Here is a 22,969-nt window from a genome sequence, read left to right on the forward strand (position 1 = left end):
TCGTATAAGGATCCAGTACAGATGGCGTTTCAGCAAACGGAGATCGGTGGCGAGACCCTGCTCGACGGGGTCATGGGCACCATCCGGCAACGCATTGCCGGACGGTCGTTGACGCCGGGCGCCAAGCTTCCCTCCATTCGGGCGCTTGCCAAGACGCTGCACGTTTCCAAGTCGACGGTGGTCGAGGCCTATGAGCGTCTTGCCGCGGAAGGCGTGATCCGGTCACGCCCCGGTTCGGGCTTTTTCGTGTCTGCCCCCCTGGCGCCGTTGTCGCTGACGGAGGTCGGGCCCCGGCTCGACCGTGCGGTCGATCCGCTCTGGGTTTCGCGCCAGGCGCTTGAAACGGACACCAAAGTTCTGAAGCCCGGCTGCGGCTGGCTGCCGGCGTCCTGGATGCCCGAGGCGGCGCTGCGTCGCGCGCTGCGCTCGATCGCGCGCGCGGATACCGCCGGTCTGACGGATTACGGCACGCCGCTCGGCCTGCGACCGCTGCGGCAGTTGCTGGCGCGACGGCTGGCCGAGCATGGGGTCGAGGCATCGCCCGACCAAATTATCCTCACCGAGTCAGGCACCCAGGCGATCGATCTTCTCTGCCGGTTCCTGCTGGAGCCCGGCGACACCGTTATCGTCGACGATCCCTGTTACTTCAATTTCCAGGCGCTGTTGCGGGCGCACCGCGTCAATATCGTCAGCGTGCCCTATACGCCTGTTGGTCCCGATCTCGATCGCTTCGCCGAGGCGCTGGAGACCCACCGTCCTCGCCTCTACATCACCAATTCCGCCGTTCATAATCCGACGGGCGCCATGCTTTCTCCCGTGATTGCGCATCGCCTGCTGCGGCTTGCCGATCAGGCAGGGTTGACTGTTGTCGAGGACGACATCTTTGCCGATTTCGAGCATGTGCCGGCGCCGCGGCTTGCCGCCTTCGACGGCCTCGACCGTGTCGTGCAGATCGGCAGCTTCTCCAAAACGCTCTCCGCGTCTGTCCGCTGCGGCTACATCGCCGCGCCGAGAGGCTGGATCGAGGGGCTGACCGACCTCAAGATCGCGACCACATTCGGCGGTCCGAGCCTTGCCGCGGAACTGGTGCTGACGCTGCTTCGGGACGGCAGCTATCGAAAGCATATGGAAGCGCTTCGCCTGCGTCTTACGCGGACAATGACCGAGACGACCGCGCGCCTGGCGGCGGTCGGGATCACGCCCTGGATCGAACCGCAGGCCGGCATGTTCCTCTGGTGTCGGCTTCCGGAAGGCCTCGATGCGTCGGAGTTGGCGCAGAAAGCGCTGGCGCACGATATCGTTCTTGCGCCCGGCAATGCCTTCAGCCATTCCGGTTCGGCGGCAGGATTTCTGCGCTTCAACGTCGCCCAGTCGACCGATGAGCGGCTTTATCGCGTGCTGGCAACGATTGCCCGATAATCACTCATGTCCATAGGGGCCGTTTTGACGGAGCCGTGAGGTGCTGCTTGTTTTTCGAGCAGCCTTTCGGATGCCTGCCGCTGTCGAGCCGGCAAGGCCGCCGCAATTGCGTCGCCGCTATTCACCAGCGTCTAAAGCACCTGAGCCGGCCAGTGCCTCAAAGCTCGGCTGCCTGTGCCTATTTTGTGTGCAATCCGCTTCATCCTTAGTCTCTGCCTGCCGTTCGATCCGTTGCCGGGAATGCGGCGGGCATTGATTTTTCAATCTCCGGCGACGCAAACGCGAACTGGCACGATTAATGCTTTCTTATGGCTACCGGTTGTTGGGCAGCTGAATTGGGTTGCCGGGCCGCTTCGGAACTTAGCCAGATCATGGCGCCATGTGAGAGAACGCAATGACAAAGTATAAGCTCGAGTATATTTGGCTCGATGGGTACACACCGGCCCCGAACCTCCGCGGAAAAACCCTGATCAAGGAATTCGATGCCTTCCCGAAGCTGGAGCAGCTTCCTTTCTGGGGCTTCGATGGAAGCTCGACGATGCAGGCTGAAGGCAAGAGCTCGGACTGTGTCCTGAAGCCTGTCGCCGTTTATCCCGACAGCGAACGCAAGAACGGCGTTCTGGTGCTGTGCGAAGTCATGATGCCCGATGGCAAGACGCCGCATCCGTCCAACACCCGCGCCACCGTGCTTGACGATGAAGGCGCCTGGTTCGGCTTCGAGCAGGAATACTTCTTCTACAAGAACGGCCGCCCGCTCGGCTTCCCGGAAACCGGCTTCCCCGCACCGCAGGGCCCGTATTACACCGGCGTCGGCTACAGCAATGTCGGCGACATCGCCCGCAAGATCGTCGAAGAACATCTCGACATCTGCCTGGCCGCCGGCATCAACCACGAAGGCATCAATGCCGAAGTGGCCAAGGGCCAGTGGGAATTCCAGGTCTTCGGCAAGGGCTCCAAGAAGGCCGCCGACGAAATCTGGCTGGCGCGCTACCTGCTGCAGCGCCTGACTGAAAAATACGGCATCGATATCGAGTATCACTGCAAGCCGCTCGGCGACACCGACTGGAACGGCTCGGGCATGCATGCCAACTTCTCGACCGCTCACATGCGCGACGTCGGCGGCAAGGACTATTTCGAAAATCTAATGTCGGCCTTCGAAGAAGCCCGCGCCGACCACATCGCCGTCTACGGCCCTGACAACCACATGCGCCTGACCGGCAAACACGAGACGCAGTCGATCCACCAGTTCAGCTACGGCGTGGCCGACCGCGGTGCCTCGATCCGCGTTCCGCACAGCTTCGTCAACAATGACTACCGCGGTTACCTCGAAGATCGTCGTCCGAACTCGCAAGGCGACCCCTACCAGATCGCCTCGCAGATCCTGAAGACGATCTCGACGGTGCCGACGGATGCCGAAAACCAGATGAAGGCGGCCTGAGCATGTGTCGTGGCGTGCTTTAACAGCACGCCACGCACGCTCTGTCTCCAAGCACACGCGATCGGCGACGATTGCAAAACAAAACGCCCTGCTCTCATGTGGGGCGTTTTGCTTTCGGCCATCCTGGGAGGATAGCTTTGCGGATGCCGGCCGGGTGAAGGTTCAGGCGGCGCGAACGAAGTGATCGGTGTCCACTTCGACGATCTTGTCCTGCGTCAACGCCGATTTGCGCCTGATCTCTTCCGCATCCTCAGGACGCAGCCGAACGCTCGGGTCGTCGAAGCGGATATCCGGATCGGGCACGGCGGAAAGCAGCAGTTTCGTGTAGGGATGGGCGGGATTGTCGATCACCTTGCCGACATTGCCCCATTCGACGATCTGGCCGGCATACATCACGGCGATATCCTCGGCGACATAGCGGGCCGTGGCGATATCGTGGGTGATGTAGAGCAGGCCGAGCTTCATCTGCTGCTTCATCTCGCTCAAGAGATTGAGCACGCCGAGGCGAACGGAGACGTCGAGCATCGACGTCGGTTCGTCAGCGACGATCACTTCCGGCTTGGCGGCAAGCGCGCGGGCGATGTTGACGCGTTGACGCTGGCCGCCGGAAAGCTCGTGCGGATATTTGGGCGTAACGATGTCAGGGTCGAGCTTCACCTGTTGCAGCAGCGCCCGCACCGTCGCGTCGATCTCCGCACGCTTGATGTCCGGGCGGTGCAGCAGCAGCGGCCGTTTCAGGTGATAGGCGATCGTATGGGCGGGATTGAGCGAGGCGAACGGATCCTGGAAGATCATCTGCACCGCGCGGCGATAACGGGCCGTCTCGGTGGGGCTGGCGCGGTCGACCGGTTCGCCCTTGAACAGGATCTTGCCTTCCGTCGGCATGTATTCGCGCATCGCCATGCGGGCGCAGGTGGTCTTGCCGCTGCCGGACTCGCCGACAAGCGCCAGCGCCCGGCCGGCATGGAGCGAGAACGAGATCGAGCGGGCGGCATGAACGGCACCTGGCCCATGGCCGAATGTCTTGGTGACCCTGTCAAGGGCAAGGATCGGGGTTGGCTGGCCGGTCATAGCAGGACACCTCCATGGAGCGACGGGAAGGAGGCCCAGAGTTGTTTGGTGTAGTCGTGCTGCGGCGATCCGTAGGTCGCCTCCGCCGTGTTCTGCTCGACGAGCTTGCCGGCGAGCATGATGCCGATGCGGTCGCAGAACTGCACCATCAGGCCGAGATCGTGGGTGATGAACAGGACTGCAAAGCCGAGGCTGCGCCGCAACTCGTTGATCCGCTGCAGGATTTCGCGCTGGACGACGACGTCGAGCGCCGTCGTCGGTTCATCCATGACCACGAGCCGCGGGTCGAGCGCCAGGCAGATGGCGATGACGATGCGCTGGCGCATGCCGCCGGAAAACTGATGCGGGTAGTCGCGCATGCGGTCCGGCGCGATATCGACGAGCTTCAGCATTTCGGCGGTGCGGTCGCGCGCCTGCGCGCGGCTCATGCCCTTGTGGGTCTTCAGCACGTCATAGAATTGCTGCTCGATACGCAGCACTGGATTGAGCGAGTTCATCGCGCTCTGGAACACCATGGCGACCTCGCGCCAGCGAAAATCCCGCAGGCCCTTGTCATCGAGGTCGAGCACGTTGCGGCCGTTGAGCAGAATGGTGCTTTCGCGCCGGATCAGCGCCGGCGGTTTGTGCAACCGGCTGATGGCAAAGGCGATGGTGCTCTTGCCGCAGCCGGATTCGCCGGCAAGGCCGAAGACCTCGCCGGGTGCGACGTCGAAGCTGACATCGTCGACGGCGCGAAAGTCCTTCTCCTCGCCGATATAGTCGATCGTGAGGTTTTTCACCGATAGCAGTGGCGCGGTCACAGGCGGCCCTCCCCGGAACGGATGAGAGCGGACCAGCGCCCGAGGCGATTGCCGGTGCGCAGCCGCGGATTGGCGATCTCGTCGACGGCAAAGTTTAGCAGCGACAGGCCGATGCCGAGGAAGGCGAGCGCGAAGCAGGGCGTGAGGATGTCCCACCAGGCGCCGACCGAAAGCGCCGACGCCTTCTGCGCGGCATAGAGCATGGTGCCCCAGGAGACGACCTTCGGGTCGCCAAGGCCGAGAAACTCGAGCGTCGCCTGTGTAATGATCGCGAAGATGACGCTGCCGATGAAGTTGATGCCGACGATCGAGATCAGGTTGGGGAAAATCTCGAAGGTCATGATGCGCCAGCGCGGCTCGCCCATCATCTCAGCGGATTTGACATAGTCCTTCTGCTTGACGGAAAGCGTTTCGGCGCGGGTCACGCGGGCGCCCCAGGCCCAGGAGGTTCCGCCGAGGATCAGCGCGATCACCCAGGGGCTCGCCTGGCCGATGAAAGCGGCGAGAACCAGGAGCAGCGGCAGGTTGGGAACGACCAGTACCATGTTGGTGAAGAAGCTGATGACCTCATCGACCTTGCCGCCGCGGTAGCCGGCAAGAATGCCGAGCGCCGTGCCGACGAGGGTGATCAGCAGTCCGGCCCCAAAGCCGACGGCAAGCGAGGTGCGGGCGCCGTAGATCAGCCGCGTAAACACATCCTGGCCGATACGGGTAGTGCCGAGCCAATGGGCAAGCGACGGCGCCTGATGCGGCCGGCCAACGCGGGCGCCAGGATCATAAGGGGTCAGCAGCGGTGCCGCGATCGCCACAAGGAGGATGAAGGCGATGATCGCGACGCCGACCAGAGCCTTGCGGTTGCGGATCAATCCGAAGGGTTGGGACTTCATCTCACGCCCTCTTCAGTCGCGGGTCGAGCAGCACATAGCTGACATCGACGATGAAATTGGCGACGAGCATGGTCGCGGTCATGATCAGCAGCTGCCCCTGGATAACCGGGTAATCGCGCGCAAGGATCGCCTGATAGAGGATGTTGCCGAGGCCGGGATAGTTGAACACGACTTCGGTCACCAGCGAGCCGCCGAGGATCGTGCCGATGGCGATGGCAAGGCTCGATACGGTCGGCAGCAGCGCGTTGCGCGCCGCGTACCAAAGCATCACATGTCCGTCCGACAGACCCTTGGCGCGGGCCATGACGATATAGTCCTCGCCGAGCAGGTTGATCATGTTGTTGCGCATGGTGACGGCGAAACCGCCGGTCAGCACCGTGCAGAGCGTCAGCATCGGCAGGATGCCGTGATAGAGCACGCTGCCGAGATATTGCAGCGTGAAGGCCGGGTCGAGTGCCGGATTGGCGGCGTAGCCCGTCGGGAACCAGTTGAGCGTGAAGCCGAAGAAGAACACGACGATCAGCGATGTGACGACGGCCGGAACCGAGGTTGCGAAGATCGCGCCGACCGAAACGATGACGTCGAAAAGGCTGCCGCGCCGCCAGGCGGCGAGAATGCCGAGGAAGGTGCCGAGCGTGAAGCTGACGATCGTCGCCGTGCCCATCAGGCCGACCGTCCAGACCAGTGCGTTGCCGAGAACCGTCGTCACCGGCAGCGGGAAATATTTGATCGAGCGGCCGAGATCGCCGCTGAAGATGCTGCCGAGATAGGTCAGATATTGCTGCCAGAGCGGGCCGTCCACGAAGCCGAAGGTGAGTTTCAGCGCCTGCAGGCTTTCGGGCGGAAGTTCCGCACCCGCGCTCGAAAACATGATCTGAACGGGGTCGCCCGGCATCAGCCGCGGCAGGAAGAAGTTGATCGTTGCCGCCGCGAGGAAGGCTGCCAGATAAAAACATAGGCGGCGAAGCAGGAAAGCCATGGGGACTCCATCGACTGCGCCTTGACCCTGTTACTGGCAGGCAAGGCGGCAGAAACGCTTTGAAACGGCGCAAGCCCTTATCCTGGAGCAGATCCGCTGCAGAGGCCGGCGCGAAAACGGGAGCGGCCCGGTGATGAGCCGCTCCCGCCAGTCCTGGGGGTATTAGTCGACCGGCTCGAGCGCGAGCAGATGCAGCAGGCGCGCCGGGTTGGTCCGCGAGATCGACGGATTGACGAACGGCGTCTCAGCCGTCACCCAGCCTTTGAAGCGCTTGGTGTTGTACTGGTACCAGTTCGGATTGTTGAAGACCGGCATGATCGGCAGGTTCTCGGCGACGATGCGCTGAGCCTTGTTCATGGCTTCCTTCTGCTTGGCGAGGTCAGCCGTGTGGGTGAACTCGGTCAGAAGCTTCTCGACGTCGGCATTGAACCAGCGCTGCGCGGTGAAGCGCGTCTTGCCCTTGTCCGAAGCGCTGAAGGCGCGCTTGTAGGGATAGTAGGGCGAGGCGGATGCCGGCAGGCTGTTGATCGCAGCATCGAACGTGCCGTTGATGAGGTTGCCGGTCCATACGGCTTCTTCCGGCGTCTCGATCTTGGCATCGAGGCCGACGGCCTGCAGGCCTTCGACGGCGATCGTGACCGTGTCGATCCAGTCGGTCCAGGCGCTCGGCACGATGATCGAGAAGGAGATCTTGCTGCCGTCCGGATTGTCGCGGAGGCAGTCGCCGTCCTTGTCGACATAGCCGGCCTCGTCGAGCAGGGCCTTGGCGGCATCTGCGTCGTATTTGCCGTAGGTGCCGAAGTCGGTCGCGACCGAAGGATCGGCCCAGCTCTTATAGAGTTCGCCCATGCCGGCGGGATCTTCGTTGAGCGTCGGATAGCCGTAACCCGCCACGGCGACCATCGTGCCACGATCGAGCGCCATGCTGGCGGCGCGGCGGAACTTCACGTCGTTGAAGGCCTTGCGGTTGTTCTCGTTGGCGGTTTCCTGGTTGAACAGGAATGCCACCATGCTGCTCGGCGAATACCAGAAATGGTAGTGCTCCGGGTCCTTGGCGACATAGACGTTCTCGATATCCGGGATGAAGGAAACGCCCCAGTCGAGCGTGCCGGACGCGGTCGCGGTCAGGATCTGGTTGTTGTCGGCCAACTGCGGGAAGCGCATGCAATCCACCTTCAGCGTCGCTCCGTCCCAATAATGCGGATTGCGGCACTGGTCGTAGGTCTGGCCGGTAAAACGCGGGATTTCCGTCATTGGGCCGCTGCCGACCGGTGTCTCGTTGGCGAAGGTCACCGGCTCGGCAATATCCCTCCAGACATGCTCAGGCACGATCGGCAACTGAGCGAGTTGCTCGGCGGCAAGCGAGCTTGGATTGACGAGCGTGAAGCGCACGGTCTGCCCGTCGACAGCCTCGACGCCGGTGATGAAGGTCCAGATGCTGACGAAATCGAGCGCCGGGAATTTTTTCAGGTAGTCGTAGGTGAATTTGACGTCGGCGGCCGTCAGCGGCTTGCCGTCCGACCATTTCAGGTTCGGGCGCAGCTTGAATTCGATGCTCTTCAGATCGTCGGCAAGCTTGAAGCTTTCGGCGAGGCGGAAGACCGGCTTGTTGTCATCGAAGCGGTTGAAGACGACCAGCGGCTCGTAGATGAAGTCGAGCGTGCTCTGGCGCGCCGATGTCTGGTTGAACGGGTTGAAGTTGCGAACCCAGGTCGTGGCCGGCTCGATATTGACCGTGAGGATCGACTGCGCCATGGCCGGTGCAGCGAAAAGGGTCAGCGCGGTCGCCGCCCAGAGAATGGATTTTGTCATGTTTGCTCCCCCCATGTTTGGTGAATGGCGTCCCGTCAGGCGACGAGGACGCTCTTGAACATCTCTTCGACTTCGGCATGCGCCGCACGAACGTCGACCTTGAGCTTGCCGATCCGGCTCTGGCCGGCGGCGATGCGCCTCTGGGCCGCCTCGGTCAGCGGGCGGGCGGCCTTGGCGGCGGCCTCGCTCTCGGCAAGATCGCCGTGGCTGTGAAGTGCTACGTCCGAGCCGGCGTCGAGCACCTGCTTCACACGCTCGGGCAGGGTGCCGCGCAACGATTCCATGAAGATGCAATCGGATACCAGTACGCCCTCGTAGCCCATGTCATTGCGGATCACCTCGTGCATCGTCGGCGAGATGGAGGCCGGCAGCTCGCTGTCATAGGCGGAGTAGACGACGTGGGCGACCATCGCCCAGGGCGTATCCTTGAGGGCAACGAAGGGCTTGAAGTCGGTTGCGACAAGCGTTTCGCGCGATGCGTCGACGACCGGGCGCTCCTTGTGGGAATCGCGTGTTGCGCGGCCATGCCCGGGGATGTGCTTCATCACCGGCATGTTGCCGGTCTCAAGCAGACCATCGACCACTTCGCGGCCGAGGGCTGCGATGAAATCCGGGTCAGAACCGAAGGAACGGGCGCCGATGACGGAACTGGTCGTTTCGAAGACGAGATCGAGAACCGGCGAGCAGCCGCTGGTGAGGCCGAGTTCGCTCATCATCGTTCCCATGACCTGCGACGAAAGACGAAGCGCCTTCTTGCCGAGGTCGAGATCATGGCGCGCAAGTTCGGCGAACTGGCCGAAGCTGCGGAAAAGCGGCCAAGGACCGGCGTCGAGATGCTGGACGCGACCGCCCTCCTGGTCGGTGAAGACAGGCGCGTCTTCCCGCCCGACCGCCTCGCGGAAACGTTCGATCAGGATCTTGACCTGGCCAGGCTCGCGCAGATTGCGGCGACCGACGAAGAGGCCGAGCGGATTGGTTTCGCGAAACAGCGCGAACTCGTCGTCCGAGAGTGTCGGGTTTGGAAGCCCGACGAAAAGGGCGAGCGGCGTCGATGCCATTGGAAAGCTCCGATGTTCAGGTGATTATTTGGATGAACTACGAAGCATACCTTCGTAGATGCCTTTGTCGGCGGCGGGGATGGCAACGGCGCCGATGGTCTTGGCGTAGAAATCAACCGGCCCGGCATCACCGATGAAGGCATAGGCATGCCCGAGCGTCTTCATGGTCTCCAGCGATGCGGTCAGCAGATCGACGCCAATGCCCCGCCCTCGACTTTCGGCGGCGACCCCGGTCGGGCCGAAGAAGCCGCGCGCCGTGGTGTCGTAGCAGGCAAAACCGAGCAGCTTTCCATCCTCCACCGCGATGAGGCAGGCAATCGGCCGGCGGGAGAACGCGACGGAAACCTCGCTCGCCCAATTGTCACTGAAGTTCTGCCTTACCCACTCGACGACGAGATGCATTTCGGGCGGAAGCGCCGGACGAATGCGAATGCCGGTCGCGTCGGTTTTCCGCTTGAGATTGGCGAACGTCGGAGCATACAAGCTCACAAGCAAGTCCGGCACTCCTGATCCTCCATATATTCCTTTATTAAGGAATTGATCCCTTTGTAATGCAATATGTGTCCTCATCTCGGGTGGGTTGTCAACCGGCAATCGTGGCGATGGCGCGCGACCGCTGGCGCGTCACCATGACGGCGGCGAGAACGTTTGGCGGCGCATAGTATTGTCGCGCTACAGCGCGCCGGCTTTGGCGAATGCTCCGGCGGCGAAACGGCGAATCGTCGAGTTGGTCCCAAAAACCAATAGCTTCGAAGTCGACAAAGCGTGCACGGCTGGCATTCTCCTCAAAGTGCCGTCACGGGCCGTGTTCTTTCATTGTTCTTGTTATATTGTGATTTACGAAAATACTAAGTTTGGCTTTTGTTCTGTTTTCGCAAGGAACCACTGTAATTATTGGGGCAAATATCCCTTTGAATTGACAGATGTTATTTTTATTCTTGATTGAAAGAGTACAGTTTGTTCCGCTTTATTTTCTGTCACGGGTTGTTACTATGCTTTCGGATCAACGAGACCGGGAGCCTGACGTGTCAGAGGTACCTCCACAGCACGTGACCGAGCAGGAGCTGCGATCTCGCCGGCGTCAGGAGCTTCTGACTTTCCTTGTCCTGGCCTTCGGCATCTGGCCGCTGGTTGCCGTCGGCGTGGTCGGCGGTTACGGCTTCATCATCTGGATGCTGCAAATCGTTTACGGCCCTCCGGGCCCGCTCGGGCATTGAGGTGATCGATGGGGGCTGTGACAACCAGACGAGGATTGTTGCTCGGCCGGCAGGCAGACAGAATGCGTGTCTTGCCGCCGGGCGTCACGCTTGAAAGCTTGACATCATGCACCGGTTGCGGCCGCTGCGTGGAACAGTGTCCCACGCACATCATCTCGCTTATGGACGAGCGTCCGTCGCTCGATTTTTCAGGCGGTGAATGCACGTTCTGCGGCGATTGCGCACGGGCCTGTCCAGAGCCGGTATTCGCAGTGGAGGGCGCGGCGCGGCTTGCCCATGTCGTTGCCATCGCCGACGGCTGCCTCGCGAAAAACAACGTCGCCTGCCAATCCTGCCGCGATGCCTGTCCGCAGCAGGCGATCCGCTTTCGGCCTCGGACCGGTGGGCCGTTCCTGCCGGAGGTGGACGTCGACAGTTGCAGCGGGTGTGGTGCCTGTATCGGGATCTGCCCGGTCGGCGCCATCGGCATCGCCCAGCGGCTTGAGGAGGGCGTCCATGCCTGATGTCCCCCGGCAATATCATATCTCAAGCGCTGTCGTCGTCGCTCTTCCGGCGATGAAGGATGCCGTGCTTGCGGCGCTGGCGCGCATGGAAAATGTCGAGGTCTACGGACATGAGGGCGGCAAGATCGTCGTCGTCATCGAGGGAACGACTACCGGCATGCTCGGCGAATGCCTGTCGACGATCTCCGCGCTTGAGGGCGTGGTGGCGGCCAACATGGTTTTCGAACATGTCGAAACGGAAGGAGGGACTGACGATGACCACCGAACTGACGCGGCGTGACATCCTGAAGGCGCATGCGGCCGGCATCGCCGCCGCCACCGCCGGCATTGCAATGCCCGCAGCCGCTCAACCTGTGCCCGGCGGTATCAGCGCGCTCGAGATCAAGTGGTCGAAGGCGCCCTGTCGCTTCTGCGGCACCGGCTGCGGCGTGATGGTCGGGGTCAAGCAAGGGCAGGTCGTTGCCACCCATGGCGACATGCAGGCCGAGGTCAACCGCGGCCTCAACTGCATCAAGGGCTATTTCCTCTCCAAGATCATGTACGGCTCCGACCGGCTGAAGACGCCGCTGCTGCGCAAGCTGAACGGCGCCTACAACAAGGACGGCGAGTTCGAGCCGGTGAGCTGGGACGAGGCCTTCAACGTGATGGCCGAGCAGTGCAAGAAGGTACTGAAGGAAAAGGGATCGACGGCTGTCGGCATGTTCGGTTCCGGCCAGTGGACCATCTTCGAGGGCTATGCGGCAACGAAGCTGATGCGGGCCGGGTTCCGCTCGAACAATCTCGACCCCAATGCCCGCCATTGCATGGCCTCGGCGGCCTATGCCTTCATGCGCACCTTCGGCATGGACGAGCCGATGGGCTGCTACGACGACTTCGAGCATGCGGACGCCTTCGTGCTCTGGGGCTCGAACATGGCCGAGATGCATCCGATCCTCTGGACCAGGCTTGCCGACCGTCGCCTGGGCCAGCCGCATGTGAAGGTGGCGGTCCTATCGACCTTCACTCACCGTAGCATGGACCTCGCCGATATTCCTGTCGTCTTCAAGCCCGGTACCGATCTGGCGATCCTTAACTACATCGCCAATTACATCATCGAGAAGGGGCGGGTGAACGAGGACTTCGTCCAGAAGCACACCACCTTCATGCGCGGCGTCACCGACATCGGCTACGGCCTGCGCCCGGACAATCCGGTCGAGGTCAAGGCGGCCAACTCGTCCGACCCCGGCAAGATGGAGCCGATGGACTACGAGGCGTTCAAGGCCTTCGTGTCGGAATACACCCTGAAGAAGACGGCCGAACTGACCGGCGTCGATCCGGCCTTTCTGGAAGAGCTGGCGGAGCTTTATGCCGATCCGCAGCGCAAGGTCATGTCGCTGTGGACCATGGGCTTCAACCAGCATGTGCGCGGCGTCTGGGCGAACCAGATGGTCTACAATATCCACCTTCTGACCGGAAAGATTTCGGAACCCGGCAACAGCCCGTTCTCCCTGACGGGGCAGCCGTCCGCCTGCGGCACGGCGCGCGAGGTCGGCACATTCGCTCACCGTCTGCCCGCAGACATGAGCGTGACCAATCCGGAGCACCGCAAACACGCCGAGGAGATCTGGCGCATTCCACATGGGATCATCCCGGAAAAGCCCGGCTATCACGCCGTCGAGCAGGACCGGATGCTGAAGGACGGCAAGCTCAGCTTCTACTGGGTCCAGGTCAACAACAACGTCCAGGCGGCCCCCAACACCAGCAACGAAACCTACCAGGGTTATCGGAATCCGGAGAATTTCATCGTCGTCTCGGATGCCTATCCGACGATCACGGCGATGAGCGCCGACCTCATCCTTCCAGCGGCGATGTGGGTGGAGAAGGAAGGGGCTTACGGCAATGCCGAGCGGCGGACCCATGTCTGGCATCAACTGGTGCAGGCGCCGGGTGAGGCGCGCTCAGACCTCTGGCAGATGGTCGAGTTCTCCAAGCGCTTCATCACTGACGAAGTCTGGCCCGCCGACATCCTTGCGGCCAATCCGGAGTTCAGGGGGAAGACGCTGCATGACGTGCTGTTCCAGAACGGCGAGGTCAATCGTTTCCCATTGAGCGAAGTCAGAGGCGACTACGCCAACAACGAGGCCGAAGCCTTCGGCTTCTATATCCAGAAGGGGCTGTTCGAGGAATACGCATCCTTCGGCCGCGGCCATGGGCACGATCTGGCGCCCTACGACCGCTATCATGAGGAGCGTGGCCTGCGCTGGCCAGTGGTCGACGGCAAGGAGACGCGCTGGCGCTATCGCGAGGGCTACGACCCCTATGTCAAAGCCGGCGAGGGCGTCAAATTCTACGGCCGCCCGGACGGCAAGGCGGTCATTCTCGCCGTGCCCTACGAGCCGCCGGCCGAATCGCCCGACGACGAATTCGACCTCTGGCTGGTGACGGGTCGGGTGCTCGAACACTGGCATTCGGGTTCGATGACGATGCGCGTGCCGGAGCTCTATCGCGCGTTTCCCGGCGCCCGCTGTTTCATGAACGCGGACGATGCCCGCAAACGCGGCATCAATCAGGGGGCGGAGGTGCGGATCGTGTCGCGTCGCGGCGAAATCCGCTCGCGCATCGACACGCGCGGACGCAATCGCATGCCGCCCGGCGTGATCTTCGTGCCCTGGTTCGATGCAAGCCAACTGATCAACAAGGTGACACTCGACGCAACGGATCCCATCTCCAAACAGACGGATTTCAAAAAATGCGCAGTCAAGATCGTCTCCGTCGCTTGAAGCGACCAGAATGGATGGTTGTTACCATCGGCCTCGCGCTGTTTGCCGCGACGACGGCGATTGCCCAGGTCGTCCAGCAAATGGTGCCGCAGCTTGAAGGTCCGACACCGCAGATGGAAACCGGGGCCGCCGCGACCTTGCCGAAATGGGTGGTCGACGACAAGCGCAAGATGCGCGCCTATCCGGACCAGCCGCCGATCATCCCGCATTCGATCGAGGGCTACCAGCTTTCAGTCAATACCAATCGCTGTCTCTCCTGCCACAAGCGCGAGTTCACGCAGGATAGCGGCGCGCCGATGATCAGCGTGACGCATTACATGACGCGCGATGGGCAGATGATCGCCGACGTTTCGCCGCGGCGCTATTTCTGCACGGCGTGCCATGTGCCGCAGGCGGATGTTCGCCCGCTGGTCGACAATGTCTTCAAGGACATGAGTGAACTTGGCGTCAAGCCGGCCGGAAGCGAGTGAGCCCATGGAGCGGATCCGAAGACTTGTCCTATGGGCGTGGCGACTTGTCAGCACGCCGGCGGGAACGCTGAGCCTTGGTTTTCTGACGTTGGGCGGCTTCATTGGAGGTGTGATGTTCTGGGGGGCCTTCAATACGGCGCTCGAGATCACCAATACGGAGAAGTTCTGCACCTCCTGTCACGAGATGAAAGACAATGTCTATGAGGAACTGACGCGCACGATCCATTTCTCCAATCGCTCCGGCGTGCGCGCGTCCTGTCCCGACTGCCATGTACCGCACCAGTGGACCGACAAGATCGCCCGCAAGATGCAGGCGTCGAAGGAGGTCTGGGGCAAGATCTTCGGTACCATCAACACACGCCCCAAATTTCTCGAAAAGCGGCTCGAGCTGGCCCAGCACGAGTGGGCCCGGCTGAAGGCGAACGACAGCCTGGAATGCCGCAACTGCCATTCCTCCGTTGCCATGGACCTGCAGAAGCAGACGGAGCGTGCGGCCACCATTCACACGCGCTATCTGCTGTCCGGCAAAGCGACCTGCATCGACTGCCACAAGGGCATCGCCCATGAACTGCCGAACATGCAGGGCATCGATCCCGGCTGGAAGATGCCGAAGGAGCTGGAAGGCTCAAGCACGACCGGCCTGACACCGATCGACGATCTTCGCCGAGCGATGATGGAGCTTCACGCCAGCAGCCTTTGATCGTCGCTTCCGGCAAAAGTGCCGCGAAGGCATTGATCCCTCAGGCGGTCGGCCTGGTGATGATGAAGAGGGCCGGGAGCAGCATCGCCGCGGCGACGACCGCCGCGAGGGACAGGCTCGGTTTGCTGGCAATGCAGAAAAAGACGAAGCTCGTGACCATCAGGGCGACGGCGGCGGTCTTTGCCCGTGCCGGTATCGCACGTTTATCCCGCCACAGCCGCAAGGAGGGGCCAAGGGTCGGGTGCTCCAGCAGCCAGCGTTCAAGTCGCGGCGACGCGCGAGCAAACAGGCCCGCCGCCAGGAGCAGAAAGGGTGTGGTTGGCAAGACGGGCAGAAAGATGCCGGCGACGGCAAAGCCAACCATCAACCATCCGAGACCAAGACAGAGCAGCCGAAGAGGAAGGTTCATATGTGCTCTCCGCGCCAGGTCAGTTTTCGGAACATGTTGATATCGCTGCCGCCTCTTTCTGGCCGAGTACCGGATCCTGCGGCCAGCGCCGAAGCGCTTCCGCGCCCAGTTCTGTCAACGCGTAGACGCCGCGGTCGACACGTTCGAACCATCCATAGACATTGCCGAGCAGGATCTTGGCCGCATCGGGTGCAGCTTCGCGCAGGTCGCGCGGGCGCAGATGGCCATTTTGCAAAGCGGCCGCGCAGGCAAGCGCCTGCTGGCGGTAGGCGGTCATGATCGGCGCGCGCGAGCCACCGCCGAGCGTCGGGTCGCCCTTGCGACGGCGGTGCTCCTTGATGAGACGCGCTCTCTTTTTCAGGTTCTTGCGTGGCATGGCGGCGGATGCTGCGACAATCACATCGACCGTGCCATCGTCGGCGACGGCGAGCATGCCGAAACCGAGCCGGCGGCAGAGATCGCGAAAGCGGCGATCGCTTTCCCGTCCCTTGCCCTTGGCCGAGACGCGCGCTGCGATCCAAACTTCGTCACCGGCATTGGCTCGATCCACTGCCTGTAATACCAGTTCCAGATTGAACGTCAGCTTGAGTTCGCAGATGACGACGAGCGGCGGCTCGTCGTCGCTGAGCGCAAGGATATCGCAGCCTCCGATCTCGCCCTTTACGGAGTATCCCGCTTCTTCGAGGAAGCGCTTGATCGGAAGATAGAGTGTTGTCTCCAAGCGGATGGGTTCCTGGCGAGGTCGAAGGCGGTTCGTCTTGGCAAACGCCGCCATCGTCGTTTGTTTCGGCAAGGTAGAGCGGTTGCCCCGACATGCAGATATCCCCGATCCGCGACTTTGTCATCCGGTTGGCTGTTCGCAGCGCGGTGGTACGTTGTGCTTCGTCTTAACTTTATGGTGTGCTAATATTGCTGCGTGGGAGGCCTTCGCCGGAAGGCGCCCGGTATCCGAGGCTTTGACGACAGATGTTGCGAATCCTCACTTTGTTGCTGTCGCTGATTTCGATATTCGTGTTTCCAGCCGCGTCCGCGCCAGAAACCGAGCGGGTTGTCTTGGTGCTGCAGCTCAAGGGCGCGATCGGCCCGGCAACGGCCGAATACATCAGGCGCGGATTGCAGAAGGCCAATGATCGGCAGCTGCCGCTTGCCATTCTTGAAATGGATACGCCCGGTGGTCTCGATACCTCGATGCGCGAGATCATCCAGGCGATTCTCGCATCTTCGGTGCCGGTGGCGAGTTTTGTTGCCCCAAGTGGAGCGCGCGCCGCAAGCGCAGGTACCTATATCCTCTATGCAAGCCATATCGCCGCCATGGCGCCGGGAACCAATCTCGGAGCTGCGACACCGATAGCCATCGGCGGAGACATGTTCGGCGGACAAAAGGATGAGCGCGCCGACGAGAGCGACAAAGACAAAGCCGCCAAGCCGCAGCCAACGCAGACCGCGAGCGAAGCCAAGCTCGTCAACGATGCTGTGGCCTATATCCGCGGACTTGCCGAGTTGCGGGGGCGCAATGCCGATTGGGCCGAGCGGGCCGTCCGCGAGGCGGAAAGCCTGTCGGCAGCGGCTGCCGTTCAACAGAAGGTCGTCGATTTCACTGCTGTTTCCGTCGACGATCTGCTGAAACAGGCGCAGGGACGGACTGTCCGTATCGGGGAAGCGGATGTGGTCCTCGAAACCGCAGGTCTCATGCCAGAGGATTTCGTGCCGGATTGGCGGACGCGGCTGCTATCGGTCATAACGGACCCGAACATTGCGGTCATTCTGATGATCATCGGCATCTATGGACTGATCTTCGAGTTCCTGACACCAGGATCCGTGGTGCCCGGCACCGTCGGTGGGATAAGCCTGCTGCTCGGTCTCTACGCGTTGGCCGTTCTGCCGGTCAGCTATGCCGGTGTCGGGTTGATACTGCTCGGCATGGGCCTGTTGGTTGCGGAGGCACATGCGCCTTCTCTCGGCGTGCTCGGCGTCGGCGGCGCCCTGGCGCTGGTGCTCGGTGCGGCAATTCTCTTCGATACCGAGACACCGGGGCTGCAGGTGTCCTGGCCCGTTCTGGCCGGGCTTGGCATTGCCAGCCTCGGCTTCAGCGCACTGGTCGGTCGTCTTGCGTTCGGTTCCCGCCGCCGTGCGGTCGTCACCGGCGGTGAGCAGATGATCGGAATCCCGGGCAAGGTCGATAGTTGGACCGGCGCCAGCGGCTATGTCATTGCCCACGGCGAGCGCTGGCAGGCCGTCAGCAGCCAGGCGTTGGATGCGGGCGAAAATGTGAAGGTTATAGGCCGTAACGGGCTGACGCTTGAGGTCGCGCGCGACGAGGCAAAGGGCTGACGCACGTGGTAGAAGGAGCAAAGATCATGGACATGTTCGGGAGCCTTGCTCCCTATCTCGCGATCCTGTTGTTCGTCCTGATCGTCATCGCCTATGCGATCCGGATCCTGCGCGAATACGAACGCGGTGTTGTCTTTACCCTCGGCCGCTTCACGGGCGTGAAAGGGCCGGGGCTGATCCTGCTTCTTCCCTATGTCCAGCAGATGGTGCGGGTCGATCTGAGAACCCGCGTGCTCGACGTTCCCAGCCAGGACGTCATCTCGCATGACAACGTTTCGGTCCGCGTCAGCGCGGTTATTTATTTCCGGGTGATCGATGCCGAAAAATCGACGATCCAGGTCGAGGATTTCATGATGGCGACCAGCCAGCTCGCCCAGACGACGTTGCGCTCGGTGCTTGGCAAGCACGACCTCGACGAGATGCTGGCGGAGCGCGACCGGCTGAACGAAGATATCCAGAAGATCCTCGACAGCCAGACAGACGCCTGGGGCATCAAGGTGGCCACGGTCGAGATCAAGCATGTCGACATCAACGAAAGCATGGTCCGCGCCATCGCACGCCAGGCGGAGGCGGAGCGGGAACGTCGCGCCAAGGTCATCAACGCCGAGGGCGAACAGCAGGCGGCAGCCAAACTGCTCGAGGCCGCCGAAATCCTTGCCCGGCAACCTCAAGCCATGCAGCTGCGCTATCTCAGCACCTTGAACGTGATCGCTGGGGAAAAGAACTCGACGATCGTGTTCCCGTTCCCGATGGAGCTCGTCAATCTGTTGACGGCCAAAGTCGACAAGCCGGCGAGCTGATCGCGTTCGGAGCGTCGATCGTCAGGCTGCCTTGCTTTCCAGTCGCGCGACCTTGAGCAGGTCTTCGATCGCACCCGGTGCTGCGACCAGCACGGCGCTTCCCCGGGTCAGGGCTTCGCCCCGTGTCGGGAAGGGCAGCGACCAGCCGCCCGCCTCGTTGACCAGGCAATAGCCGGCCAGGCAATCCCAGGCATGCATGTAGGGCTCGTAGTAGCCGACGAGCCGGCCGGCGGCCACATAGGCAATCATCAGCGCGCCAGAACCGTTGCGCATGAAATTGCCGCCGGCTGCAAGAAGCCGCTCGACGATCCCGGCCACTTCGGCCGGCGTCACGTGATTGTTGGCGCCAAGACCGGTCACGGCGTCGCGGATCGTCCGTGTCGCGTCGAGGCGCAGGGTCTTGCCGTTGAGCGTCGCACCGAGGCCGGTCGCGGCAGTGTAGAGTTCATCGTGGCACGGCGACTGGATCACGCCGATCACGGGTTTGTCCGCATGCAGCACGGCGATCGAGATGCACCAGTTGGGCATGCCGTTGACAAAGGGCGTGGTTCCATCGATCGGATCGATTACCCAGGTAAAGCCCGAAGTGCCGCCGATGAGGCCGTGTTCTTCGCCGAGCGCGCCGTCGTCGGGGAAAGCGGCGCTGATGCGGTCACGGATCAGCGTCTCGACGTTCCGGTCGGCGATCGAGACGACGTCATGGGCGTCAGCCTTGGTCTCGATCACCAGCGTTTCGCGCTTGAGGAAATAGTCGTGGGCAAGCTGTCCGGCTTCTGCGGCAATGGTCTTGGCGAGCGCAAAGCGGGCTTCAAGGCCCGCGAGTGGCGATGTCATGCAATGGTCCTTCCTGTATCGGTCTCGAAAATCATACGCTACAGCGCCGCGCGTCAGATATGACGCGCAAAAGACGCTGTAACGCTCTAAATTTGCTGCATAATTTCTCCCTAAAATCGATCCAGATTTGAGGAATTATGCAGTAATCAAAGCAAGGCCGCGGTTGCGGAAGCCGATGGCGACTTCGGTGGAGGGAGATAACATCTCCTCGATCGCCTCATGAACTACAAATAGCAGCCCTGTTGGCGTTTCAACCTCGTACTCGATGTGGCCGCCGAGATAGGCCGCAGTGCTGATAGTACCGGGCAGCGCAGCACCTGTCGCGGGCGTCAGCGTCACGGCATTGGGGCGCACGGCGAGCTTCGACGGGCCGGGCCGAGCATCGCGCGACGGCAACCGATGTTCGAGCCCGCCGATACGGATGGTGGCAAGGCCGGCATCGGACGCGGTGATTTCGCACGGCAGCACATTGGCCTCGCCCATGAAGTCGGCGATGAAGGCGGATGCCGGTGCCTCGTAGAGTTCGCGCGGCGCGCCTTCCTGGGCGATTTCGCCGTCCTTCATCACGATGATCCGGTCGGAGACGGCAAGCGCCTCGTCCTGGTCGTGGGTGACGTAAACGGCAGTAAAACCGAGCCGCTGCTGCAACTCGCGGATTTCGGTGCGCACCCGACGGCGCAGCCGCGCATCGAGGTTGGAGAGCGGTTCGTCGAGGAGCAGCACCTGCGGCTCGAGCACCAGCGCGCGGGCGACGGCAACACGCTGCTGTTGCCCGCCTGACAGCTCGGCCGGCAGCCGCTGGCCGAGGCCGCCGAGGCCGACGAGCTTCAGGCCCTCTTCCGCCCGATCGCGTGCCTCCTTCTTCTTCATGCCGGAGGATTCCAGGCCGTAGGCGACGTTGTCGAGCGAGGTCATGTGCGGGAACAGCGCGTAGGACTGAAACACCATCGACACGTCGCGCTCGTTGGCCGGCAGCATGGTCACGTCCTTGCCGCCGATCAGGATCTTGCCGGCGGTCGGATGCTCGAGGCCCGCAAGCATGCGCAGGGTTGTGGTCTTGCCGCAACCGGACGGGCCGAGCAGGGTGACGAGAGTGCCGGGTTCGATGGTCAGCGAAAGGTCGTGGATGGCGGTGAAGGCGCCGAACTGCTTGCGCACGTTCTGGAAGACGACCGAGCCGGTGCGCGGTGTAGTCATTTGAGTGCTCATGCGGGGTTCTCCTGGGAAAGGGTTTTGGCGGCGGCACGGGCCGGAGCCGCGGCGAAGACGCGGTTCTCCCGTCTCAGCTTGCGCTCGCCGACAAGTAGTTGCAGGCCGGTGATAACCGTGATCATCACCACGATAAGGGCCGAAGAATAGGCGATCGCCACGCCGAACTCGCCGTTCTCGACGAGGCCGACGATATAGGACGTCGCCATGTTGTATTCGGCGCTGACGAGGAAGACGACGGCGCTGATCGACGTGATTGCCCGCACGAAGGAATAGACGAGGGCGGCGACGATGGCCGGCCGCAGCAGCGGCAGGATCACCTTGCGCAGCGTGCGCAAGCTGGTTGCCCGCAGCGTCAGCGACGCCTCGTCCAGGCTCTTGTCGAGCTGGCTCATCGCCGCGATGCCGCCGCGAACGCCGACGGGCATGTTGCGGAAGACGAAGCAGGCAACCAGGATCAGCGCCGTGCCGGTCATTTCGAGCGGCGGCAGGTTGAAGGCGATGATGTAGCTGATGCCGATAACGGTGCCGGGAATGGCAAAACTCAACATCAGGGCGAACTCGAAGATGTCCCGTCCGGCAAAACGCTGCCGGACGATCAGGTAGGCGGTCAGAAGCCCGACCAGGGCCGTCAGCGGCGCGGAGATCAGCGAGATCTCCATCGTCGTCCAGAACGAATTCCAGGCGACACCGGTCCAGGCGATGGCGCCATCGGCGATCGAGATCGAGAAGGCTTTGACGTAGTGCTCGAGCGTCAGCGAGTTGTCGAGACCCCAGGTCTTCACGAAGCCGCCGAACAGGATCATGCCGTAGACGACGAGCGTGAAGATCATCCACGGAATGACGACGGCATGGACGGCGATCGAGAGCGGACGCGGCAGGGCGATATGGGATCCGGAATCGCCCTTGCCGGTGACGGTCGAGTAATTTTTGCCCGCGAGCCAATAGCGCTGAGCCAGGAACGCCGACAGGGTGAAGCACAACAGGATGATGGCGAGCACGGCGGCGCGTGATGGATCGTTCTGCGCTCCGACGACGGCGAAGAAAATTTCGGTCGAAAGCACCCCGTGGCTGCCGCCGAGCACCAACGGATTGCCGAAATCGGCCATGCTCTCGATGAAACCGATCAGGAAGGCGTTGGCGAGACCCGGCTTCATCAGCGGCAGCGACACGTTCCAGAATGTCCGCCAACGATCGGCCCGCAACGTCTGCGATGCCTCTTCCATCGATGGGCTGACGCCCTCGACGACGCCAATCAGCACGAGGAAGGAAATCGGGGTGAAGGAAAGGACCTGCGCGATCCAGATGCCGGTCAGGCCGTAGAGCCAACGCCCCGGCTCGATGCCGAAGGCGTCCGACAGGAACTCCGTAATGACACCGGCGCGACCGAAGAGCAGGGTCAGCGCCAGGCCGATGACGAAGGGTGGCGTGATGATCGGCAGGATCGTCAACAGGCGCATGCCCTTCTTGAAGGGGAAGCGGGTGCGTGTCGCGACAAGCGCGAAGGCGAGGCCGAGCAATGTCGAGCCGGACGCAGTCAACAGCGCCAGCCACAGCGTGCGCCATGCAACGCCGCAGCGCTCGCCGCCGGTGACGCAGCCAAGGCTCCAGATCGAGCCGTCCTGGATGTTGCGCAGGAAGCCGTCCGGCTTGAACGAACCGTCAAAATCCTGGACGGAGGCTGCAAACATGGTGCCGACGGGATAGAAGATGAAGACGACGACGAGGCAGACGAGCAGCGAGATGGCTGCCACGATGAAGGCGTCGCCCTTCATGACGCCGCGCTCGGCCAGGCCAAATGCGAAGAGCAGAATGAAGGCGAGGGAGGCCAGAACGGCGCCGGCGCCCATCGATGGCTGTCCGTCGTTGAGTGGTCCAAAAAGGCTTTCGCTGATGGTCCACGTCCAGCCAGTGAAGCCGATCGCCAGACCCTGGAACGCGATGAAGACAAGGCCGATTGCGCCGGCTGCCGCCAACACTAACCCGCGACGGGCCGGGTCGCGAACGAACCGGGCGGCTGCACAGACGCCGAGCAGTACGAGCGCGACGACGAGCCATGGCCGTCCGTGGGCAAAGATTTGCGCGAGGCCGGGTGCCACGGCAGTATCGGAGGGAAAGCTGGAAAGCCAGCCGAGGCCGAAGAAGCCTCCCTCGATGCGGTACCAGGGCACAGCCATGAATGCGGCCAGCCCAAGCCCGAGTGTGAGGTCGAGCCTACGGTTGCGATGTTCCATCACGGTCCTCGCGTCTCTTCAATATTGGAATGTCGATCT

At 62.3% G+C, this 22,969-nt stretch carries 22 protein-coding genes; 10 read left to right on the forward strand and 12 right to left on the reverse strand.

Going from position 1 to position 22,969, the window contains the following annotated elements; translation table 11 throughout:
* Positions 1–21: 21 nt before the first annotated feature.
* Both BC360_RS03990 and BC360_RS03995 read left to right on the forward strand, forming a co-directional pair.
* Positions 22–1,419, forward strand: a complete 1,398-nt coding sequence (locus BC360_RS03990) for a PLP-dependent aminotransferase family protein (RefSeq protein ID WP_065794361.1) — start codon at positions 22–24, stop codon at positions 1,417–1,419.
* A gap of 394 nt (positions 1,420–1,813) precedes the next feature.
* Complete coding sequence (locus tag BC360_RS03995) at positions 1,814–2,857, forward strand: glutamine synthetase beta-grasp domain-containing protein (RefSeq protein ID WP_065794362.1); 1,044 nt, start codon at positions 1,814–1,816, stop codon at positions 2,855–2,857.
* A gap of 162 nt (positions 2,858–3,019) precedes the next feature.
* On the opposite strand, the gene BC360_RS04000 is transcribed toward BC360_RS03995, so the two are convergent.
* From BC360_RS04000 to BC360_RS04030, 7 genes are all read right to left on the reverse strand, one after another.
* Positions 3,020–3,928, reverse strand: a complete 909-nt coding sequence (locus BC360_RS04000) for an ABC transporter ATP-binding protein (protein ID WP_065794363.1) — start codon at positions 3,926–3,928, stop codon at positions 3,020–3,022.
* Positions 3,925–4,728 (reverse strand): ABC transporter ATP-binding protein, encoded by an 804-nt coding sequence (locus BC360_RS04005; protein WP_065794364.1) that lies wholly within the window; start codon positions 4,726–4,728, stop codon positions 3,925–3,927. Before BC360_RS04005 ends, BC360_RS04000 begins: the two co-directional genes overlap by 4 nt.
* Positions 4,725–5,615 (reverse strand): ABC transporter permease, encoded by an 891-nt coding sequence (locus BC360_RS04010; protein WP_065794365.1) that lies wholly within the window; start codon positions 5,613–5,615, stop codon positions 4,725–4,727. Before BC360_RS04010 ends, BC360_RS04005 begins: the two co-directional genes overlap by 4 nt.
* A gap of 1 nt (position 5,616) precedes the next feature.
* Positions 5,617–6,594, reverse strand: a complete 978-nt coding sequence (locus BC360_RS04015; protein WP_065794366.1) for an ABC transporter permease — start codon at positions 6,592–6,594, stop codon at positions 5,617–5,619.
* A 162-nt stretch (positions 6,595–6,756) separates the two neighbouring features.
* Positions 6,757–8,406: an ABC transporter substrate-binding protein gene (locus BC360_RS04020; protein ID WP_065794367.1), complete on the reverse strand. Its 1,650-nt coding sequence runs from the start codon at positions 8,404–8,406 to the stop codon at positions 6,757–6,759.
* Between the two features lie 35 nt (positions 8,407–8,441).
* Complete coding sequence (locus BC360_RS04025; RefSeq protein WP_065794368.1) at positions 8,442–9,464, reverse strand: glycoside hydrolase family 3 N-terminal domain-containing protein; 1,023 nt, start codon at positions 9,462–9,464, stop codon at positions 8,442–8,444.
* Positions 9,465–9,488: 24 nt separating this feature from the next.
* Entirely contained in the window at positions 9,489–9,968 is a 480-nt protein-coding gene (locus tag BC360_RS04030) for a GNAT family N-acetyltransferase (protein WP_065794369.1), read from the reverse strand.
* A gap of 521 nt (positions 9,969–10,489) precedes the next feature.
* On the opposite strand from BC360_RS04030, the gene napE reads away from it, so the two are divergent.
* From napE to BC360_RS04060, 6 genes are read left to right on the forward strand one after another with little or no spacing between them, the layout of a single operon-like run.
* Positions 10,490–10,681 (forward strand): periplasmic nitrate reductase, NapE protein, encoded by a 192-nt coding sequence (napE, locus tag BC360_RS04035; protein WP_065794408.1) that lies wholly within the window; start codon positions 10,490–10,492, stop codon positions 10,679–10,681.
* Between the two features lie 8 nt (positions 10,682–10,689).
* Complete coding sequence (gene napF / locus BC360_RS30535) at positions 10,690–11,184, forward strand: ferredoxin-type protein NapF (protein WP_083222437.1); 495 nt, start codon at positions 10,690–10,692, stop codon at positions 11,182–11,184.
* A complete protein-coding gene (locus tag BC360_RS04045) occupies positions 11,177–11,464 on the forward strand; it encodes a chaperone NapD (RefSeq protein WP_065794371.1) in 288 nt (95 codons plus the stop codon). Before napF ends, BC360_RS04045 begins: the two co-directional genes overlap by 8 nt.
* Positions 11,439–13,943, forward strand: coding sequence for a periplasmic nitrate reductase subunit alpha (gene napA / locus BC360_RS04050; RefSeq protein ID WP_065794372.1), 2,505 nt, complete (start codon positions 11,439–11,441; stop codon positions 13,941–13,943). Before BC360_RS04045 ends, napA begins: the two co-directional genes overlap by 26 nt.
* Positions 13,913–14,413, forward strand: a complete 501-nt coding sequence (locus tag BC360_RS04055; protein WP_065794373.1) for a nitrate reductase cytochrome c-type subunit — start codon at positions 13,913–13,915, stop codon at positions 14,411–14,413. Before napA ends, BC360_RS04055 begins: the two co-directional genes overlap by 31 nt.
* Before the next feature lie 4 nt (positions 14,414–14,417).
* Positions 14,418–15,113, forward strand: a complete 696-nt coding sequence (locus tag BC360_RS04060) for a NapC/NirT family cytochrome c (protein ID WP_065794374.1) — start codon at positions 14,418–14,420, stop codon at positions 15,111–15,113.
* A 40-nt stretch (positions 15,114–15,153) separates the two neighbouring features.
* Here the strand turns inward: BC360_RS04060 and BC360_RS04065 are convergent, their stop codons facing one another.
* Both BC360_RS04065 and BC360_RS04070 read right to left on the reverse strand, forming a co-directional pair.
* Positions 15,154–15,522 carry a YbaN family protein gene (locus BC360_RS04065; RefSeq protein WP_065794375.1) on the reverse strand — a complete coding sequence of 123 codons (369 nt, stop codon included), beginning with the start codon at positions 15,520–15,522 and terminating at the stop codon, positions 15,154–15,156.
* A 19-nt stretch (positions 15,523–15,541) separates the two neighbouring features.
* A complete protein-coding gene (locus BC360_RS04070; protein WP_065794409.1) occupies positions 15,542–16,243 on the reverse strand; it encodes a DUF2161 domain-containing phosphodiesterase in 702 nt (233 codons plus the stop codon).
* 245 nt (positions 16,244–16,488) lie between these two features.
* Here BC360_RS04070 and BC360_RS04075 point away from each other — a divergent pair, with 245 nt between their 5' ends.
* Complete coding sequence (locus tag BC360_RS04075) at positions 16,489–17,853, forward strand: NfeD family protein (protein WP_065794376.1); 1,365 nt, start codon at positions 16,489–16,491, stop codon at positions 17,851–17,853.
* Positions 17,854–17,879: 26 nt separating this feature from the next.
* The gene (locus tag BC360_RS04080; RefSeq protein ID WP_065787457.1) at positions 17,880–18,653 is read left to right on the forward strand and encodes a slipin family protein; all 774 of its coding nucleotides are present in this window, start codon (positions 17,880–17,882) and stop codon (positions 18,651–18,653) included.
* A 21-nt stretch (positions 18,654–18,674) separates the two neighbouring features.
* On the opposite strand, the gene BC360_RS04085 is transcribed toward BC360_RS04080, so the two are convergent.
* The 3 genes from BC360_RS04085 to BC360_RS04095 all read right to left on the reverse strand — a co-directional run bounded on the left by BC360_RS04085 (position 18,675) and on the right by BC360_RS04095 (position 22,930).
* A complete protein-coding gene (locus tag BC360_RS04085) occupies positions 18,675–19,487 on the reverse strand; it encodes an inositol monophosphatase family protein (protein WP_065794377.1) in 813 nt (270 codons plus the stop codon).
* Between the two features lie 135 nt (positions 19,488–19,622).
* Positions 19,623–20,684 carry an ABC transporter ATP-binding protein gene (locus tag BC360_RS04090; RefSeq protein WP_065794378.1) on the reverse strand — a complete coding sequence of 354 codons (1,062 nt, stop codon included), beginning with the start codon at positions 20,682–20,684 and terminating at the stop codon, positions 19,623–19,625.
* A gap of 8 nt (positions 20,685–20,692) precedes the next feature.
* On the reverse strand, positions 20,693–22,930 hold the full coding sequence (locus BC360_RS04095; protein ID WP_065794379.1) for an ABC transporter permease: 2,238 nt from the start codon (positions 22,928–22,930) through the stop codon (positions 20,693–20,695).
* Positions 22,931–22,969: the final 39 nt, after the last annotated feature.

The organism is Ensifer sp. LC163, from assembly GCF_001695855.1.
Classification (GTDB): domain Bacteria; phylum Pseudomonadota; class Alphaproteobacteria; order Rhizobiales; family Rhizobiaceae; genus Ensifer.